This window comes from Amycolatopsis sp. NPDC004368 (genome assembly GCF_053602515.1).
On sequence record NZ_JBSGDT010000013.1, the window covers coordinates 122,083 to 139,382 of the forward strand.

Below are 17,300 nucleotides of genomic sequence, written 5' to 3' on the forward strand. Positions count from 1 at the left end.
TCATCCGGGCCACTCGACTGGTTACCCGTGGGTAACAAGGGCTATCGTGCGGACAGGATTTCTGTCTACTTCAGGAGCATTCGTGGCCGCACCAGCAACGCCGCCCCTTGCGCCGACCGCGCGAGGGGTGCGCAACGTCGTGTTCGTCGAAGGGGTACGCACGCCCTTCGGCAAGGCAGGCGACAAGGGCATCTACGCCGGGACCCGCGCGGACGACCTGGTCGTCAACGCCATCCGGGAGCTGCTGCGGCGGCACCCCGAGCTGCCGCCCGAGCGGGTGGACGACGTCGCCATCGCGGCGACGACCCAGATCGGTGACCAGGGCCTCACCATCGGCCGCACGGCGGCGCTGCTGGCCGGGCTGCCGAAGTCGGTGCCAGGCTTCGCCATCGACCGCATGTGCGCGGGCGCGATGACGGCCGTGACCACGGTGGCGAGCGGCATCGGCTTCGGTGCGTACGACATCGCCATCGCGGGCGGCGTCGAGCACATGGGCCGCCACCCGATGGGCGAGGGCGTGGATCCGAACCCGCGCATCATCGCCGACAAGCTGGTGGACCCGACCGCGCTCGTGATGGGCCAGACCGCGGAGAACCTGCACGACCGGTTCCCCGGCATCACCAAGGAGCGCACCGACGCCTACGCCGCACGCAGTCAGGAGCGCTACGCCGAAGCCGTGAAGACCGGCAAGATCGGCCCCGAACTGGTGCCCGTCGCCATCCGAAGCAAGGAACTCGGCTGGGGACTGGCCACTGAGGACGAACCGCCGCGGCCGGGCACCACCGTGGAGCAGCTGGCGAAGCTCAAGACGCCGTTCCGTCCGCACGGCCGGATCACCGCGGGCAACGCGGCGGGCCTGAACGACGGGGCCACCGCGTCGATCCTCGCCGACGAGGAAACCGCGCGCGAGCTGGGCCTGCCCGTCGCGATGCGGCTGGTCGGCTACTCGTTCGCGGGCGTCGAGCCCGAGGTCATGGGCATCGGCCCGGTGCCGGCGACCGAGAAGCTGTTCAAGCGTACCGGCCTGTCGATCAACGACATCGGCCTGTTCGAGATCAACGAGGCGTTCGCCGTGCAGGTGCTCGCCTTCCTCGACCACTTCGGCATCGCCGACGACGACCCGCGCGTGAACCAGTGGGGCGGCGCCATCGCGTGCGGCCACCCGCTGGCCTCGTCCGGCGTGCGGCTGATGACGCAGCTCGCGCGCCAGTTCGCCGAGCGCCCCGACGTGCGCTACGGCATGACCACCATGTGCATCGGCATCGGCATGGGCGGCACCGTGATCTGGGAGAACCCGGCGTTCGAGGGGGCGAAGTGATGTTCACCGCTGAAGAGGCGAAGGCCGCGTTCCCGGACGAGGTCGTCACCGAGGCGAAAACGCGCCTGGTGAAGGTGCCCGGGCTCGACGAGCCCGTCGCGCTGATCACGCTCGACAACGGCCACGACCACACCCGGCCGAGCACGTTCGGCCCGCAGGGTCTGGTGTCGCTGAACGCCGCGCTGGACACGGCGTTCGCGGCCGAGCCGGCGGCGATCGCGGTGACGGGCAAGCCGTTCATCTTCGCCGTCGGCGCGGATCTGTCCGGGGTGGAGGCCGTGTCCGACCCGGCGCTGGCGCGCAAGATCGCGCAGACCGGCCACGACGTGTTCCGCCGCCTGACCGAGTCGACGATCCCGACGTTCGGGTTCGTCAACGGTGCGGTGATGGGCGGCGGGCTGGAGCTCGCGCTGTCGTGCCACTACCGCACGCTGTCGGAGAACACGGCGGCGATCGCGTTCCCCGAGGTGTTCCTCGGCCTGTTCCCGGGCTGGGGCGGCACGCAGCTGCTGCCGAACCTCATCGGGGCCGACGCGGCCGTGACCGTGATCATCGAGAACGCGCTGGCGCAGAACAAGATGCTGGGCGTCAAGCAGGCGGCCGAGCTCGGCATCGTCGACGAGGTGTTCGGCTCGGCCGATTACCTCGAGCAGTCGCTGCTGTGGCTCGCGAAGGTCGTGCGCGGCGAGGTCACGCCGGCCCGGCGCGAGATCGACCGCGGTGAAGGCTGGGACGCGGCCATCACGCGGGCCAAGTCCATCGTGGACGGTCGCACGCACGGCGCGTCGCCCGGCGCGACCAAGGCCGTGGAGCTGCTGGAGCTGGCGCGGGAGAACGACCTCGACCGGGGTTACGCCGCCGAGACCGATGGCCTGGCCGAGCTGCTCATGTCCGATGTGCTGCGCGCGGGGCTGTACTCGTTCAACCTCGTGAACAAGCGCGCGAAGCGGCCGGCCGGCGCGCCGGACAAGTCGTTGGCGCGCAAGGTGAACAAGGTCGGCATCGTGGGCGCGGGCCTGATGGCGAGCCAGCTCGCGCTGCTGTTCGTGCGCCGTCTCAAGGTGCCGGTGGTGCTCACCGACGTCGACCAGGCGCGCGTGGACAAGGGCGTGGGCTACGTCCACGACGAGATCGACAAGCTGCTGGCGCGCAAGCGCGTGTCACCGGACGGCGCCAACCGGCTCAAGGCGCTGGTGACCGGCTCGCTCGACAAGGCCGCGTTCGCCGACGCCGACTTCGTGATCGAGGCCGTGTTCGAAGAGCTGGGCGTGAAGCAGGCGGTGTTCGCGGAGCTGGAGCAGCACGTGTCGCCGGAGGCGATCCTGGCCACGAACACGTCGTCGCTGTCGATCAGCGCGATGGCGTCGAAGCTGCGGCACCCCGAGCGCGTGGTGGGGTTCCACTTCTTCAACCCGGTGGCCGTGCTGCCGCTGCTGGAGATCGTGCGCGGCGAGAAGACCGACGACGCCACGCTCGCCACGGCGTTCTCGGTCGGCAAGCAGCTGAAGAAGTCGAGCGTGCTGGTGAAAGACGCCACCGCGTTCGTCGTGAACCGGCTGCTGCTGCGCTTCCTCGGCGAGGTGCTGGTGTCCGTGGACGAGGGCACGCCGTTCGAGGTGGCCGACTCGGCTCTGGAGCCGCTGGGCCTGCCGATGTCGCCGCTGAACCTCATGCAGCTCGTGGGCCCGGCCATCGCACTGCACGTGGGCGAAACGCTGCACGGCTCGTTCCCCGACCGCTTCACGGTGAGCGAGAACCTCGCGAAGTTCGTGCAGGCGGGCAAGAAGGGCGTGTGGACCTGGGACTCTTCGGGCAAGGCGTCGGTCGACCCCGAGGTCGCCGAGCTGTGGACGCAGGGTGACAACCCGTCCACGGCCGAGCAGGTGCGCGACCGCGCGCTGAACGCCATCGCCGAGGAGATCCGCATCATGCTCGACGAGGGTGTGGTGGCCGAGGCGCAGGACATCGACCTGTGCCTGCTGCTGGGCGCGGGCTGGCCGTTCTGGAACGGCGGGATCACGCCTTACCTCGACCGGGCGGGCGTTTCGGAGCGGGTGAACGGGAAGCCGTTCCTGGCTCCGGGCGTCGCTTCGGTGCCGGTGGCCTGAGTTCTGCCCGGGGTGGCTGTCCTGTGTGGACGGCCACCCCGGTTTCACCGCTCGCCGGCCGGTGGACAGGCGGGGCCGCGCCGGTTCGAAGGCAGGGTCTTCGCGAGCGAGTCGACGTCGTAGGGTTGCGCCTTGTCGGCAGTCGGGAAGCGACGGTGCAGCTCGGCCGCATAGTCGGTCAGGTCGGTGCGCGGGACCGGGATCACGGTGACCACCGCCGGCAGGTCCGCCTCCTCGACCTGGGCGATGAGATCCGGGTGATCCGCGAAGAGCCGCTTGAACTCCGCCCAGCTCTCGGCCTGGGTCTGGGTGTACACGCGGCGCGCTTTCGGGTCGTTCGCGAGCGCCGCGGCCACCCTCCGCATTTCGCGGTCGATGTCACGCCAGTCGGTACCGGCGTCGAAAAACATCTGCACGGCCGCGCACGGCTTGTGCCCGGCCAGCGGCACGGGCGTGCGATCGACCGGCAACGGCGCCGGCCGCACGATCGCCGCCGTGACGAAGGCCAGCCCGACGCCCGCGCCCAGCGCGACCACCAGTACCGGGGCGAGCCAGCGCCAGATGCGAATCCCCATGGTCAGATCATCACACCCCGAGCCGGGACCGGTCCCGGTTCCGGCGCCGCCGGGGGCTAGTTGCAGACGAAACCCTGTGCGCCAGGGTGGTTCTTCTTCCACACTGCCTCGACGTCCAGCTGCTGGACCTTCCTGGCGTCCGGGAACCGCTGCCTGAACTCGGCGGCGTACCGGTTGAGATCGGTGCCCTGAACCGGAAGCACGACCACCGTCGCCGGCATGGCACTTTCACTCGTCGCCGCGATTTTCGCCGGGTCCCCCTGGTACAGCTTCTTGAATGCCGACCAGGTCAAGGCCTGGGGATCGAGGTCGACCCGGCGAGCTTCCGGGTCGTTCTCGAGCACCGCGGCCGCGCGGCGCATCGCGTCGTCGTCGCGGAAGTAGACCTGCTCGGCCACGCACGGCTGGTGCCCGGCCGACGCCGCCGACGATGCCCCGGCGCGCACCGACCCGGCGAGCAGGAAGGCGGCCCCGACGCCGACGCCCAGCGCGACGACCACAACCGGCGCGAGCCAGCGCCACACACGAATTCCCACGCACGATCATCTGTGAAGGGCGCGGGAACGTTACCGATCAGTGGGCCGGCCCCACCGGCAGGTGCACGGTGACCGTCAACCCGCCGCCCACCACCGGTTCCGCCGAGATCGCGCCGCCGTGGGCCTGGACGGCGGCGCGCACGATCGAGAGACCCAGTCCGGCGCCCGAGCGGGCCGTGCGGGCGACGCCGGCGCGGCGGAAGGGCTCGAACAGCTCCGGCACCGCCGCGGGATCCACCAGCCCGCCCGACGAACGCACCCGCAGCGTCGACCACTGCGGCCCGGGTTGGGTGGAGACTTCGAGCCAGCCGCCGTCGACGTTGTGGCGCACGGCGTTTTCCACGAGGTTGCCGGCGATGCGTTCGAGCAGGGCGGGATCGCCGAAGGCGGGGGCGGGCGCCAGCGAGAACTCGGCGCGCAGGCCTCGTGAAGAAGCCTCCGCGCGCACGGCCGCCCACGCACGCCCGACGAGCACCGCGAGGTCGACCGGTTCGCGCACCACCAGACCGGCGCCGTCGGTGCGGGCGAGCAGCAGCAGGGAGTTCACGAGCTGGCCCGCGCGTTCCGTGGCGTCGCGGACCACGCCGCCCATGCGGCGCAGCTCGGCTTCGTCCGCGTCGTCGTCGGACAACGTCACGTCGAGTTCCGTGCGGATGACCGCGAGCGGCGTGCGCAGCTCGTGGCTGGCGTTGGCGACGAAGTGCCGCTGCGCGTCGAACGCCGCCTGCAGGCGGTCGAGCATGTCGTCGAACGTGCGGGCCAGCTCGGCCAGCTCGTCGCGCGAGCGGATCTCGCCGATGCGCTCGCCGAGCGACTCCACGGAGAGCCGGCGGGCGGTGCCGGTGATCTCGCGCAGGGGCAGCAGCACGCGCGAGGTGAAGGTCCACGCGAGGATCGCCGCCGCGGCGACCACGAAGCAGAACGCCAGCGAGCCGAAGATCAGCACCCGGTTCACCGCGTGCGTGCGCAGGTGCTGCGCGAGCGTGGACGCGTCCACGTCGACCCCGTCCACGCGCACGATCGTGCCGGGCGGCATGTGCGGCACGGCGTCGACCGCGTCGCCCACGAGCGACCACGCGAGCCACAGCAGGAGCAGCCCGGCCGCGGCCACCAGCACGGTCGCGAGGATCGTGACCCGGGCCCGCAGGCTGCGTGTGCCGGGCAGGTCCACTACGCGCCGGCCTCCGCGACCGGCACGCGGTAGCCCGAGCCCACCACGGTCTCGATGATCCCGGGCTCACCCAGCTTCTTGCGCAAGGTCATCACGGTGACCCGCACCGTGGTGGTGAACGGGTCGGCGTTCTCGTCCCACACGCGCTCCAGCAGCTCTTCGCTGCTGACCACCGAACCGGCGGCCGACAGCAGCACCTCGAGCACGCCGAACTCCTTGCGCGTGAGGTCGATGGGCCCGTTGGCGCGGCGCACGATGCGCTTGGCCGGGTCCAGTTCCACGTCGCCCGCCGTGAGCAGCGGCGGGGCGGCCGGCGTCGCGCGGCGGCCGAGCGCGCGCACGCGGGCGACCAGCTCGGGGAACGCGAAGGGTTTCGCGAGGTAGTCGTCCGCGCCGAGGGACAGCCCGTCGACGCGGTCGGACACGGAACTGCTCGCGGTGAGCATGAGCACCCGCGTGAGCTCCCCCGACGCAACGATCTCGCGGCACAGCTCGTCACCCGACATCCCGGGCAGGTCGCGGTCGAGCAACACCACGTCGTACCGCGTGACGGACGACTTCTCGTGGCCGTCGTCGCCGGTCAACGCGACGTCCACCGCCATGCCCTCACGGCGCAGGCCGCGGGCGATCGCGTCGGCCAAGGGCTCTTCGTCTTCGACTACCAGAACACGCACCAGACCACAATCCCACAGTTTCCTGAGAGCACCTGAGAGACCTGAATGGACACTCGCCGCCGACGCCTCAAGCCGAGGCCCAGCGCAGCGCGAACCACAACCGCATCCGCGTCTCCGGATCCGCGAGATCCACGCCCAGCGCGCGCTCGGCCTGCCCGATCCGGTGCCGCACGCTGTTGCGGTGCACCCCGAGTTCGGCGGCCGTGCGGTCCCAGCCGCCGTGGTGCGCGAGCCAGGTCCGCAGCGTCGCCACCAGTTCACGGTCGTGCGCGCGATCCAGCTCCCGCAGCGGCGCGAGCAGCCGCTCGGCGAACCCGGCCGCAGCGGCGGGGGTCACGAGCGCGTCGAAGCCGAGCGGGTCGGCCGCCGCCACGGGCCGTCCGAGGGCCTGCGCGCGGGCGAGCAGCAGCTGCGCCTCGGCGAGCGCGCCGGGCAGGCCGTCCGCGGACACCGGTGAGCCGGCGACGGCGAGCCAGCCGTGTTCGCGCAACCCGTCGAGCTCGGGCGCCGCGCCGACCACGGCCAGGAAGCCCGGCCCGGGCCGGACTTGCACGAGTGGCGTGTCGAGGTGCACGCGCAGCCAGTCGGGGCGCGCCGCGACCTCGTCCGGACCACGACGGTGCGCGACGCCGGCCACGAGCCGGCACTCGGCCGACCCCAGCAGCGCCGGCAGGACGTCCGCGCCGCTCTGGCCGAGCAGCAAGCCGGTGGCCGCCGCGCCCAGCTCGGCCGTGTCGGAGCCGGCGCGGCCGACGAGCCCGAGCAGGGCCGTGCCCACGGCGAGGATCGCGCGGTCACCGCCGTCGAAGCGGTGCCGGCGGCCGACCACGAGCAGGTGCGCGGCCGTCGCCTGGGGGTAAACCGGCTGTGCCACCACGTACGTGCCGTCCGCCAGCTCCGTGGTGGCGCTGCGGATGCCTGACCCGGCGCGCAGTGTCGCCAGCAGCTCGGCGACCTCGGCCGGCAGCGGCTGCGGTGCGTCGTGACCGGCCACGAGCGTGTCAGCGGGCCCGACGTGGGCCACCCAGCCCCGCAGCCGCTCGGCCAGTGCCGTGACCAGAGCGCCCATGCCGTCGACCGCGGCTCGCGTCAGGGCTTCGCGCGCGACGGCCGTGCGGCGTTGTTCGCGCTGCCCCGCCTCGGCCAGCGCGACGGCGACGGCCCGGCTGATCGCCAGGAACGGTGTGCTCGGCGGCACGACGACCAGCGGCAAGCCGTGGCGCACGCACGCTTCCCGCAGCGGGTCGGGAAGCGTCTCCGACACGGTCGGCGTGAGGCCGAAACCCAGCGCGGTCACCCCGGCGTCGCGCAGGCGGCGAACGTACTGCTCGGGCTCGCGCGGCAGGTTCACCCCCGCGGTGAGCACCAGCTCGGCCCCGAGCAGGTACGGCGCCGGGTCGTCGAGCTCACTCACGTGCGCCCAGCGCACCGGCGCGTCGAGCGCGCCCGGCCGCAGTGTCTCCTGCACGACGTCGAGCGCGAGCTCCGGGTTGCCGACGACCGTCCGTAGCGGGACATTCACGTCCGCGGAATGATGCTCGAGAATCTGGGTCATTTCATCCCGGCTTCCGACGATTCCTGGCCGGATCGTCCCATGCCGGAGTGGTGGCTCGCGAACCTACGGTGACCCGACCACCCCCGCAGAACCGAGGAGGACCCCGTGGGCGGCGACTACGCGGTGATCGCGCTCTACATCGCCGGCATGATCGGTGTCGGCTGGATCGGCCTGCGCCTGGCGAAGACGAAGTCCGACTACCTCGTGGCGGGCCGGCGGCTCGGCTGGTTCATGTACTCCGGCACGATGTCGGCCGTCGTGCTCGGCGGCGCTTCGACGGTCGGGGGCGTGAAGCTCGGCTACACCTACGGCGTCTCGGGCGCGTGGCTCGTGGTCACGATCGGCGTCGGCATCCTCGTGCTGCACACGGTGTTCGCACGACGGTTGGTGAAGCTGCGCGTGTACACCGTCGGCGAGATGCTGGACCTGCGCTACGGCGGCCGCACCAGTGCCGTGTCCGGGGTGGTCATGTGGGGCTACACGCTCATGCTCACCGTGACCTCGACGCTGGCGTTCGCGTCGATCTTCAAGGTCCTGTTCGCCATCCCGGGCTGGGCGGGCATCGCCATCGGCGGCTCGATCGTGGTCCTGTACTCGGTGCTCGGCGGCATGTGGTCGATCACGCTCACCGACATCGCGCAGTTCGTGATCAAGACGATCGGCATCCTGTTCGTGCTGCTGCCGATCGCGCTGGTATCGGCGGGTGGTTTCGGTGGCATGGCGGAGGAACTCGACGCGAGCTACTTCGAGTTCGCCTCGATCGGCGGCGACACCATCCTCACCTACTTCCTCATCTACACCTTCGGGTTGCTGATCGGGCAGGACATCTGGCAGCGCGTGTTCACCGCCCGCACCCCGCGCATCGCCACCGGTGGCGGCATCGTCTCCGGCGTCTACTGCCTCGTCTACGGCGTGGCGGGCGCGCTGATCGGCACGGCCGCGAAGGTGCTCTACCCCGACCTCGGCAGCGCGCAGGACGCGTTCGCCACCATCGCCGAACGCCTGCTGCCCACCGGCGTGCGCGGGCTGGTGCTGGCCGCCGCGCTGTCGGCGCTCATGTCGACCTCCAGCGGTGCACTGATCGCGTGCGCCACCACCACGACGTCGGACCTGCTGCGGCGGATCGGACTCAGGGGCGGCGAAGTGCTGCGCAACCGGATCACGACGCTGGTGCTGGGGATCGTCGCGATCGGCATCGCGATGGTCGTCGACGACGTGGTCAACGCCCTCACCATCGCCTACGACATCCTCGTCGGCGGCCTGCTGGTCACGATCCTGGGCGCGCTGTTCTGGAAGCGCGGCACGCGCCACGGCGCGTACGCGTCGATGGTCGCCGGCACCGGGTTCGTGATCGCGTTCATGATCATCGACGGCGTGGCGGCCAACAGCCCGATCTACTGGGGTCTCGGCGCGAGCCTGGTCGTCTACGTCGCGGTGAGCCTCGCGACGCCACGCACCCCCGAAAACATCCTGTCGGTGTGGACGCGGCGCCTGAACGGTGCTCCCTCCGCCGAGGAGCAGGCGGCCCCCGCGGCCGCGCGAGCCTGAAACCCCGAAGGAGAACCCGCAGTGAGTGACCTGCCCCCGATCGGCCCGCTCGATTCGTCGCGCATCCCGCGCTTCGCCGGCTTCGCGACCTTCGCGCGGTTGCCGCGGATCGACGAGGTCGAGCGCGCCGACGTCGCCGTGGTCGGCGTGCCGTTCGACTCCGGCGTGTCCTACCGGCCGGGCGCGCGGTTCGGCCCCGCCGCCGTGCGCGAGGCCAGCCGGCTGCTGCGGCCGTACCACCCGGCGCTGGACGTGTCGCCGTTCGCCGAGCGGCAGGTGGTGGACGCGGGCGACATCGCGGTGAACCCGTTCCACATCGGCGAGGCGATCGAGAGGGTGCACCAGGACGCCGAGGCGCTGATGGCCGACGGCACCCGGCTGGTGACGGTCGGCGGCGACCACACCATTGCGTTGCCGCTGCTGCGCGCCACGGCGCAGGAACACGGCCCGGTGGCGCTGCTGCACTTCGACGCGCACCTCGACACGTGGGACACCTACTTCGGCGAGCCCTACACGCACGGCACGCCGTTCCGCCGGGCCGTGGAGGAGGGAATCCTCGACACCGCGGCGCTTTCCCACGTCGGCACGCGCGGGCCGCTCTACGGCAAGCGCGACCTGGATGAGGACCGCCGGCTGGGCTTCGGCATCGTCACCTCGGGTGACGTGCTGCGCCGCGGCATCGACGAGACCGTGGACGCGCTGCGGCAACGCATCGGCGACCGGCCGCTGTACGTGTCGGTGGACATCGACGTGCTCGACCCCGCGCACGCGCCCGGCACGGGCACGCCCGAGGCGGGCGGCATGACGAGCCGCGAGCTGCTGGAGATCCTGCGCGGGCTGCGCGACCTGCACCTCGTGGGCGCCGACGTCGTCGAGCTGGCCCCCGCCTACGACCACGCGGAGATCACCGCCATCGCGGCCTCGCACGTGGCGTATGACCTGGTGAGCCTGCTGGCCCTGGGGAAGTCCCAGTGACGCGCATCGGCGGTGACGTGGTCGTCGAGACGCTGCGGGCGCTCGGCGCCGACACGGTGTTCGGGCTGCCGGGCCAGCACGCGCTGGGGCTGTTCGAAGCACTGCGGCGCGCGGACGACGTGCGCGTGGTGGGTTCGCGCGTGGAGAACAACCTGGCGTTCGCGGCCGACGGGTTCGCCCGCGCGCGGCTGGCCGCCTCGCCGGACGGTCCGGTGCCGGTGACCCCGATGGTCGTGTCGACCGGCCCGGGGGCGTTGCTGACCTTGGCATCCCTGCAGGAATCACGCGCGGCTTCGGTGCCGGTGCTGGGGATCTCCAGCCAGATCCCGGTCGCCGGGCTCGGCGGCGGACGCCACGGCTACCTGCACGAGCTGCCCGACCAGCAGGCAAGCTTCCGCGACGTCGTGAAGTCGGTGCACGTGGTCCGCACCGTGAGCCAGATCCCGACGGCGCTGCGCGAGGCGTGGACGACCGCGGCGACGGTGCCGTACGGGCCGGTGTGGGTCGAGATCCCGCAGGACGTGCTGCTCGCTGAGGTCGCTCTGCCACCGCTGACCTCGGTGTCGGCTGCGCCCGTGCCCTTGCCGCCGTTGCCGGAGCTGGTCGCGGAGGCGGCTCGCCTTCTGGCGGCTGCACGCAACCCCGTGATCCTGGCCGGCGGCGGCGCGTTGCGGTCCGGCGCTGCGGCCGAGCTGCTGGCCCTGGCCGAGACGCTGCGGGCCCCGGTGGTGTCGACCTTCGGCGGCAAGGGCGTTTTCCCGTGGGACCACTCGCTTTCCGCACGGTCGTGGATGGAGGACCGGCACACCACGGAGTTCCTCGCGGCGGCGGATGTGTTGCTGGTGCTGGGCTCCGGGCTCGGTGAGCTGTCGAGCAACTACCGCGAGTTCGCGCCCCGCGGCCGCGTGATCCAGGTCGAGGCGGACCTCGGCAAGCTCGAGTCGAACTACCCCGCGCTCGGCATCCACGCCGACGTGCGGCTGTTCCTGAAGGCGCTGGACGTCCCGGCGCGGCCGGCGAACGGACGAGCCGAGGCCGCCGTGGCCGAGCTGCTCGGCCGCGTCGAGTCCCGATTGGACGGTCAGGACCTGGCAGTGGAACGCCGGCTCCTCGCCGATCTGCGCGCCGCGGTCCCGTCGGGCACGCAAACGTTCTGGGACATGACGATCGCCGCCTACTGGGCCTGGTCGGCGTGGCCGCCCGACGGCGCGCCGATCCACACCGCCCAGGGCGCCGGCGGCCTCGGCTTCGGCCTGCCCGGCGCGCTCGGCGCCGCAGCCACCGGCATCCCCACCCTGGCCGTCTCCGGCGACGGCGGCGCCATGTACGGCCTGGCGGAACTCGCCACCGCCCGCCAGCACTCCCCCGACGTCACCTGGCTCATCCTCGACGACGGCGGCTACGGCATCCTGCGCGAATACCTCACGGACGCCTTCGGCTCCACGACGGCCACCGAACTGGCGCGGCCGGACTTCGTGGCGCTGGCGGAATCGTTCGGGATCCCGGCGGTCCTGTCCACTGTGGATACCGTGGGGGCGGACGTGGCGAAGGCACTGCGGACGCCGGGGCCTTCGGTGGTCGTGCTGCCGACGGTGCTGAAGATGTTCGCGGCGACCCACTGGGGTTGAGCGGCTAGAGCAGCTCGCGGTACTTGTGCAGCATCTTGTTGAACTGGCGGAGCTTGTCGACGGCGTCCGGCGGCGCGGGGTCTGGGTGGAAGTGCATGACCTTGTTGCGGATGAGCCGGATCTCGTCCAAGCGCGCGGTGAAGACCTCGCGGTCCAGGGGCCAGCCGAGTTTCGGCCAGAGCTCCCTGCTGCCCAGGATGTTCTGGTAGTCGCCCATGGTGAGCTGGTCGAAGCCGGTGATCTTCCTGGCGCAGAGCGGCCGGATCGTGGGGAGGTCGAAAGCGCGGCTCACGATCCACCGCAACGTCTGGTCGAGCTCGCCGAGCTGGACGAACGGGGTGGACAGCTGGCCGTAGTGCCGGGCCACGTCGGTGGTCGTGACCACGCCCATGACCGCTCGCGTCTGGTCCAGGACGAACACGAACTTGCGCTCCTGCAACACCGGCAGGACTTCGAAGAGGTCGCGGTCGTAGGGCAGGGCCTGTGCACTGGGGTCGACGGCGTCCGCGAGCGCGGCCTCGGGCTTGCGGTGCCGCGCTTCCGCGATCGACTGCCAGGTGATCGCGCCGCGGAGATTGCGGGGACCGTTGAGCACGGCGAGCTGCGACACGTCGTTGAGGATCATCTTGGTGATCGCTTCTTCGAGCGTGCTGTTCGGGCTGACCGACTCGACGCCGTCCAGCTCGGTCAGGTTGCCGAGTTTGGTCCTGACGTCCAGGTCGCCCTCGTCGTCCTCACCGGCCGCAGCGTCGTCCGCGGCGGTGGTGTCCTCGGGAGGTGTCCTCAGCTCCACGAAGGTGTCGAGCGTGACCGCCCGGAACCCCGGCACGGTCACCAGACCGTGGTTGGCCAGGTCCGTTTCGATCTGGCTGACCTGGTCACCCCGGTCCTTCGCGCCCCAGAACCCGAGGAGTTCACGGACGGAGACCTTCTCGGGTTTGTCGTCGTCCGCGCGGGTGCGGGCTTGCCTGAGCCGCTCGTGGACGGCCTGGCGCCGCTGATCTTCGGATTCCTGGGTCGCCTTGGCCGCCTCGGCGGTGATCGCCTGGTCGAGCAGCTCCTGGCGGACGGCGTCCAGAAGCTTGTCCTGGCCCACGACGACCCACGCCCGCCACCCGTCGACGGCCCGCATGCCGGCCGCCACCATCGCCGCCCGCGACGGCGAGCGGAACTCCTCACCACCCGGTTCGAGCCGGATGCGGCCCTGGTCGGTCACGGTCGCGTGGAACGTGTCGCCGATGCGGGCCCGCTTGAACTGGAGTTTGGTACCGGGCTCGATCAACCCGTTGCTGAGCAGATCAGCGACCATGACCCGGCGACCGCCGAGCAGGTACATCGAGCGACCGCCGGTGGTGTCTTCGGCTCCGTCGGCCACGGTGCTCACCAGCTCCGCAGCCCGGCGAACTTGCGCCGAGCGCCGATGGCCTGGTTGAGCACCTTCTTCTCCAGGTCGGCCCGGCTCAGCCGCTCCACGCGGGTGAGCTGCAGCGCCGCTGCCACGGCGAGCAGGCTCGCCCGGTCGAGCTGCTGTTCGCGGAGGTATTCGGCGCCTTCCTCGTCGTTCTCGGCTTCACGCAGCCGCACGACGATGGCGGCGACCTCGGCCGGCGACTTCTGCGGTTCGACCCGCGGGGCGGGTTCCCGGGGCGGGCGGGGCTCCGTCGCACGGGTGGGCGGTTCGGCTTCGGCGACTCCGTGACGAGCCAGGAGATCCACCAGGCCGGCGACCCGGAGGTGGCTGAACTTCCGTATCCGCAGCGCTTTCGCCACGTCCTGCAACGTCCGCTTCGACGGGTTGCGCGTGACCAAGTGGTCCCGGCGTTGATCTTCGGTGGCCAGCGTCGACAGTTCCCGCAACAGCCGCTCGGATTCGCTGAGCGGCGTGGCGACCGAAGTGTCCGGGGCAGCCTCACCCGACGCGCCGACAATGGCCAACCGTGCTTCTCCGGAGGCGAGCGCCTGCAGGGTCGCCTCGTCCTGCTGCGCGAGGAACGCGAACAACTGCGCCTGCAGGGTGACCAAGGGCTTCAGCTCGGTCACCGGGCGCCACCCGTCAGCTCCAGCGCGCCCAGGACCTCGTCAGCGAGCTGGTCGAACTCCCGGACCACCTCGTCCTTGGCCGCGGACGCGCGCACCATGGCCGGAATGCCGCTCTCCCCTGCATCGCCGAAGTGGCGCGGGCTGTTGCGGACCTTGCTCTCCAGCAACGGAACCTGCGAGTTCAGGCGAACCTGCTCGATGTAGTTGTGCTGCGCGAGCGTGACCTGCTGCGAGTAGATCTGGACCATCGTGAACACCACGCCCAGGAACGACGGGTCGATCGGCCAGTGGTCCTCGGTGCCGCCCTTGTGGTTGGCGTAGTCGTTGAACTCCTCGACGAGGGAAGCGCAGTTGCCGTGGAGGTAGTCCAGCCCGAGTGTCGACAAGTAGTCCGCCTTCGCGGGCACGAGGATCTGCTCGCAGGCGACGATCGCGGTCTTGGTGACCAGGCCGAAATTGGGTGCGCAGTCGATGAGCACGAGGTCGTAGCCCTGGAACTGGCTGTCCTGCAAGGCGTTGCGCAGGCAGCCGTGCAGGTCGAGGAACTTGCGCTGCGACGAGCCCATCGTCGTGCCGCCGAGCTTCGCGGCGAGTTCGAGGTCGATGTCGATGAGCCCGAGGTGGGAGGAGATGAGGTCGAGCCGGCCGCCCGTGTCGTCGAGGAGCTTGTTGACCCGCTCGGGCGTGACGACGAGATCGGCCAGCGAAACGTCCCGGCCGGGCATGTCACCCTCGTACCACTGCTTGATCGTGCGCCCATCCTTGAGCCGGTCTTGCCAGTCTTCGACGGAATAGAACGAAAAAGTCAGATTGGTCTGCGGATCCAGATCGAGCAGCAACACCTTCAACCCCCGGGTCGCGGCGACCGCGCCGAGGTTTGCGGTCAGCGTGGTTTTTCCCACGCCGCCCTTGTAGTTCATGACCGCCACGACCCGCATGCGCATCTCCCCTGTGCTCGCGATCCAGCGAGGAGACCCTTGCAGATGCATTTTGCGGAAGACAACCAGCGGAACGCGAAATGGCCCCGAATGAGCTCCTGTAATGAGCCGAATGTCCTAACCGTCAACGGAATTGTCTGTCGTTGCGACAACAATTCCTCGCAACAAAAGGCGGGCCCCGGTGACCGGGACCCGCCGTGGAAAACCGGAAACTCAGCCCCGCGGATTCTCCGCCGGAACGTCCTGCGCCACACCCAGCCGCCCCGACGCCCACTCCGTGATCCGGCGCGCCACGTCCTGGGCGGTCAACCCCACGCGATCCAGGACCTCGTCGCGGGAGCCGTGGTCGTGGAAGGTCTGCGGCACCGCCAGGTCGCGCAGTGGCACGTCGCAGTCGGCGTCGCGGAGGACGGCGGCCAGGGCCGAGCCGAAGCCGCCGTGACGGCCGCTGTCTTCGACGGTCACCACGAGTTTGTGCTGGTCCGCCAGGGCGACCAGTTCGGCCGGCACGGGGACGACCCAGCGGGGGTCCACGACCGTCACGCCGATGCCCTGGTCGGCCAGGCGGTCGGCGGCGGCCAGCCCCAGCTTGCCGAACGAGCCGACCGCCACGAGCAGCACGTCCGGGGTGCAGGACTCGCGCGGGCGGCGCAGCACGTCGACCGTGCCGAGGCGTTCGACGGCGGGCAGGTCGGCGCCGACGGTGCCCTTCGAGAAGCGCAGCGCCGTCGGGCCGTCGGCCACGGCCACGGCCTCGCGCAGTTCCTCGCGCAGGGAGCCCGGGTCGCGGGGGGCCGCGACGCGCATGCCGGGCACCATGCCGAGCAACGAGAGGTCCCACATGCCGTGGTGGCTGGGGCCGTCGGGACCGGTGATGCCCGCGCGGTCGAGCACGAAGGTCACCGGCTGGCGGTGCAGCGCGACGTCCATGAGAACCTGGTCGAACGCGCGGTTGAGGAACGTGGAGTAGACCGCCACGACCGGGTGGTAACCACCCATCGCGAGGCCCGCCGCGGACGTCACGGCGTGCTGTTCGGCGATGCCGACGTCGAACCAGCGGTCGGGGAACGCCTCGGCGAACTTCTCCAGGCCGGTCGAGCGCAGCATGGCCGCGGTGATGGCCACCACGTCCTCGCGCTCGGCGCCGATCTTCGCGAGCTCGTCGCCGAACACGCCGGTCCAGCTGGGGCCCTTCACAGGCGGCAGGCCGGTCTCCGGGTCGATCGGATCGGTCTGGTGCATCTGGTCGGCCTGGTGGTTCACCGCGGGCGCGTAGCCGTGGCCCTTCTCGGTGACCACGTGCACGATCACGGCGCCGCCGAACGCGCGGGCGCTCTGGAACGCCTTCTCCAGCGCCACGAGGTCGTGGCCGTCGACCGGGCCGAGGTACTTCAGGCCCAGGTCGGAGAACATCACCTGCGGGCTCAGGGCGTCCTTGATGCCGGCTTTGGCGGCGTGCAGCGCGGCGTAGATCGGCTTGCCCACCACCGGGGTGTTGCGCAGGATCTCGCGCCCACCGTCGAGCAGGCGCTCGTAGCCGGGCTGCAGCCGCAGCGACGCGAGGTGGTCGGCCACCCCGCCAATGGTCGGCGAGTACGACCGGCCGTTGTCGTTGATGACGATCACGACCGGACGGTCCTTGTTGGCCGCGATGTTGTTGAGCGCCTCCCAGCACATGCCGCCGGTCAGCGCACCGTCGCCGACGACCGCGACGGCGTGGCGCGGGACGCCGCCGGACAGCTCGAACGCCTTCGCCAGCCCGTCCACATAGGACAGCGCGGTGGACGCGTGGCTGTTCTCCACCAGGTCGTGCTCGCTCTCGGCGCGCGACGGGTACCCCGTCGGGCCGCCGAGCTGGCGCAGCTTGTCGAACTCGGTGTGCCGGCCGGTCACGATCTTGTGCACGTACGCCTGGTGACCCACGTCCCACACGATCGCGTCGCGTGGTGAGTCGAACACCCGGTGCAGCGCGAGCGTGAGCTCCACGACACCCAGGTTCGGGCCCAGGTGACCCCCGGACCGCCGCACCTTCTCGACGAGGAAATCCCTGATCTCGGCGGCCAGCTCGTCGAGGTCCTCGACGCTCATGCGCTTCAGGTCCGCCGGTCCGTGTACGGAGTCCAGCATCGTCACAGCTCCACCTCGCCTGGTTCCCTTCGCTCCCGCCAGTTCCGGCCAGTCTACGGATCCGCGCCACCACCGCCGCGGCGCCCGCGTCCCGGATCACACGCCGG

The 17,300-nt window shown here is 71.0% G+C and carries 14 protein-coding genes; 5 read left to right on the forward strand and 9 right to left on the reverse strand.

Going from position 1 to position 17,300, the window contains the following annotated elements; translation table 11 throughout:
* Positions 1–127: 127 nt before the first annotated feature.
* Positions 128–1,318 (forward strand): thiolase family protein, encoded by a 1,191-nt coding sequence (locus ACWEOE_RS20140; protein WP_452011311.1) that lies wholly within the window; start codon positions 128–130, stop codon positions 1,316–1,318.
* Positions 1,315–3,426 carry a 3-hydroxyacyl-CoA dehydrogenase NAD-binding domain-containing protein gene (locus ACWEOE_RS20145; RefSeq protein ID WP_452011161.1) on the forward strand — a complete coding sequence of 704 codons (2,112 nt, stop codon included), beginning with the start codon at positions 1,315–1,317 and terminating at the stop codon, positions 3,424–3,426. The genes ACWEOE_RS20140 and ACWEOE_RS20145 overlap by 4 nt, the downstream gene beginning before the upstream one ends.
* Before the next feature lie 44 nt (positions 3,427–3,470).
* Here ACWEOE_RS20145 and ACWEOE_RS20150 read toward each other — a convergent pair whose 3' ends face one another.
* The 5 genes from ACWEOE_RS20150 to ACWEOE_RS20170 all read right to left on the reverse strand — a co-directional run bounded on the left by ACWEOE_RS20150 (position 3,471) and on the right by ACWEOE_RS20170 (position 7,904).
* A complete protein-coding gene (locus ACWEOE_RS20150) occupies positions 3,471–4,001 on the reverse strand; it encodes a permease-like cell division protein FtsX (protein WP_452011163.1) in 531 nt (176 codons plus the stop codon).
* 56 nt (positions 4,002–4,057) lie between these two features.
* Complete coding sequence (locus ACWEOE_RS20155; protein ID WP_452011164.1) at positions 4,058–4,537, reverse strand: hypothetical protein; 480 nt, start codon at positions 4,535–4,537, stop codon at positions 4,058–4,060.
* A gap of 37 nt (positions 4,538–4,574) precedes the next feature.
* The gene (locus ACWEOE_RS20160; RefSeq protein ID WP_452011166.1) at positions 4,575–5,708 is read right to left on the reverse strand and encodes a sensor histidine kinase; all 1,134 of its coding nucleotides are present in this window, start codon (positions 5,706–5,708) and stop codon (positions 4,575–4,577) included.
* A complete protein-coding gene (locus tag ACWEOE_RS20165; protein WP_452011168.1) occupies positions 5,708–6,382 on the reverse strand; it encodes a response regulator transcription factor in 675 nt (224 codons plus the stop codon). The genes ACWEOE_RS20160 and ACWEOE_RS20165 overlap by 1 nt, the downstream gene beginning before the upstream one ends.
* 67 nt (positions 6,383–6,449) lie before the next feature.
* Positions 6,450–7,904 (reverse strand): PucR family transcriptional regulator, encoded by a 1,455-nt coding sequence (locus tag ACWEOE_RS20170; protein ID WP_452011170.1) that lies wholly within the window; start codon positions 7,902–7,904, stop codon positions 6,450–6,452.
* A gap of 138 nt (positions 7,905–8,042) precedes the next feature.
* Between ACWEOE_RS20170 and ACWEOE_RS20175 the strand changes: the two genes are divergently transcribed.
* Genes ACWEOE_RS20175 through ACWEOE_RS20185 form a run of 3 tightly spaced genes read left to right on the forward strand, consistent with a single transcriptional unit; the run spans position 8,043 to position 12,088 of the window.
* Positions 8,043–9,485 carry a sodium:solute symporter gene (locus ACWEOE_RS20175; protein WP_452011172.1) on the forward strand — a complete coding sequence of 481 codons (1,443 nt, stop codon included), beginning with the start codon at positions 8,043–8,045 and terminating at the stop codon, positions 9,483–9,485.
* Positions 9,486–9,515: 30 nt separating this feature from the next.
* Positions 9,516–10,460, forward strand: coding sequence for an agmatinase (gene speB, locus ACWEOE_RS20180; RefSeq protein WP_452011313.1), 945 nt, complete (start codon positions 9,516–9,518; stop codon positions 10,458–10,460).
* Positions 10,457–12,088: a thiamine pyrophosphate-binding protein gene (locus ACWEOE_RS20185; RefSeq protein ID WP_452011175.1), complete on the forward strand. Its 1,632-nt coding sequence runs from the start codon at positions 10,457–10,459 to the stop codon at positions 12,086–12,088. The genes speB and ACWEOE_RS20185 overlap by 4 nt, the downstream gene beginning before the upstream one ends.
* Positions 12,089–12,092: 4 nt before the next feature.
* Here ACWEOE_RS20185 and ACWEOE_RS20190 read toward each other — a convergent pair whose 3' ends face one another.
* The 4 genes from ACWEOE_RS20190 to dxs form a co-directional block, all read right to left on the reverse strand.
* On the reverse strand, positions 12,093–13,463 hold the full coding sequence (locus ACWEOE_RS20190; RefSeq protein ID WP_452011177.1) for a restriction system modified-DNA reader domain-containing protein: 1,371 nt from the start codon (positions 13,461–13,463) through the stop codon (positions 12,093–12,095).
* Positions 13,464–13,468: 5 nt separating this feature from the next.
* Entirely contained in the window at positions 13,469–14,128 is a 660-nt protein-coding gene (locus ACWEOE_RS20195; protein WP_452011178.1) for a hypothetical protein, read from the reverse strand.
* Complete coding sequence (locus ACWEOE_RS20200; RefSeq protein ID WP_452011181.1) at positions 14,125–15,066, reverse strand: ParA family protein; 942 nt, start codon at positions 15,064–15,066, stop codon at positions 14,125–14,127. The genes ACWEOE_RS20195 and ACWEOE_RS20200 overlap by 4 nt, the downstream gene beginning before the upstream one ends.
* Before the next feature lie 213 nt (positions 15,067–15,279).
* Entirely contained in the window at positions 15,280–17,199 is a 1,920-nt protein-coding gene (dxs, locus tag ACWEOE_RS20205) for a 1-deoxy-D-xylulose-5-phosphate synthase (protein ID WP_452011183.1), read from the reverse strand.
* Positions 17,200–17,300 lie beyond the last annotated feature (101 nt).

Coding starts and splice junctions, on each gene's coding strand:
- ACWEOE_RS20150 (WP_452011163.1), bottom strand. CDS start 4,001: ATGGGGATTCGCATCTGGCGCTGGCTCGCCCCGGTACTGGTGGTCGCG.
- ACWEOE_RS20200 (WP_452011181.1), bottom strand. CDS start 15,066: ATGCGGGTCGTGGCGGTCATGAACTACAAGGGCGGCGTGGGAAAAACC.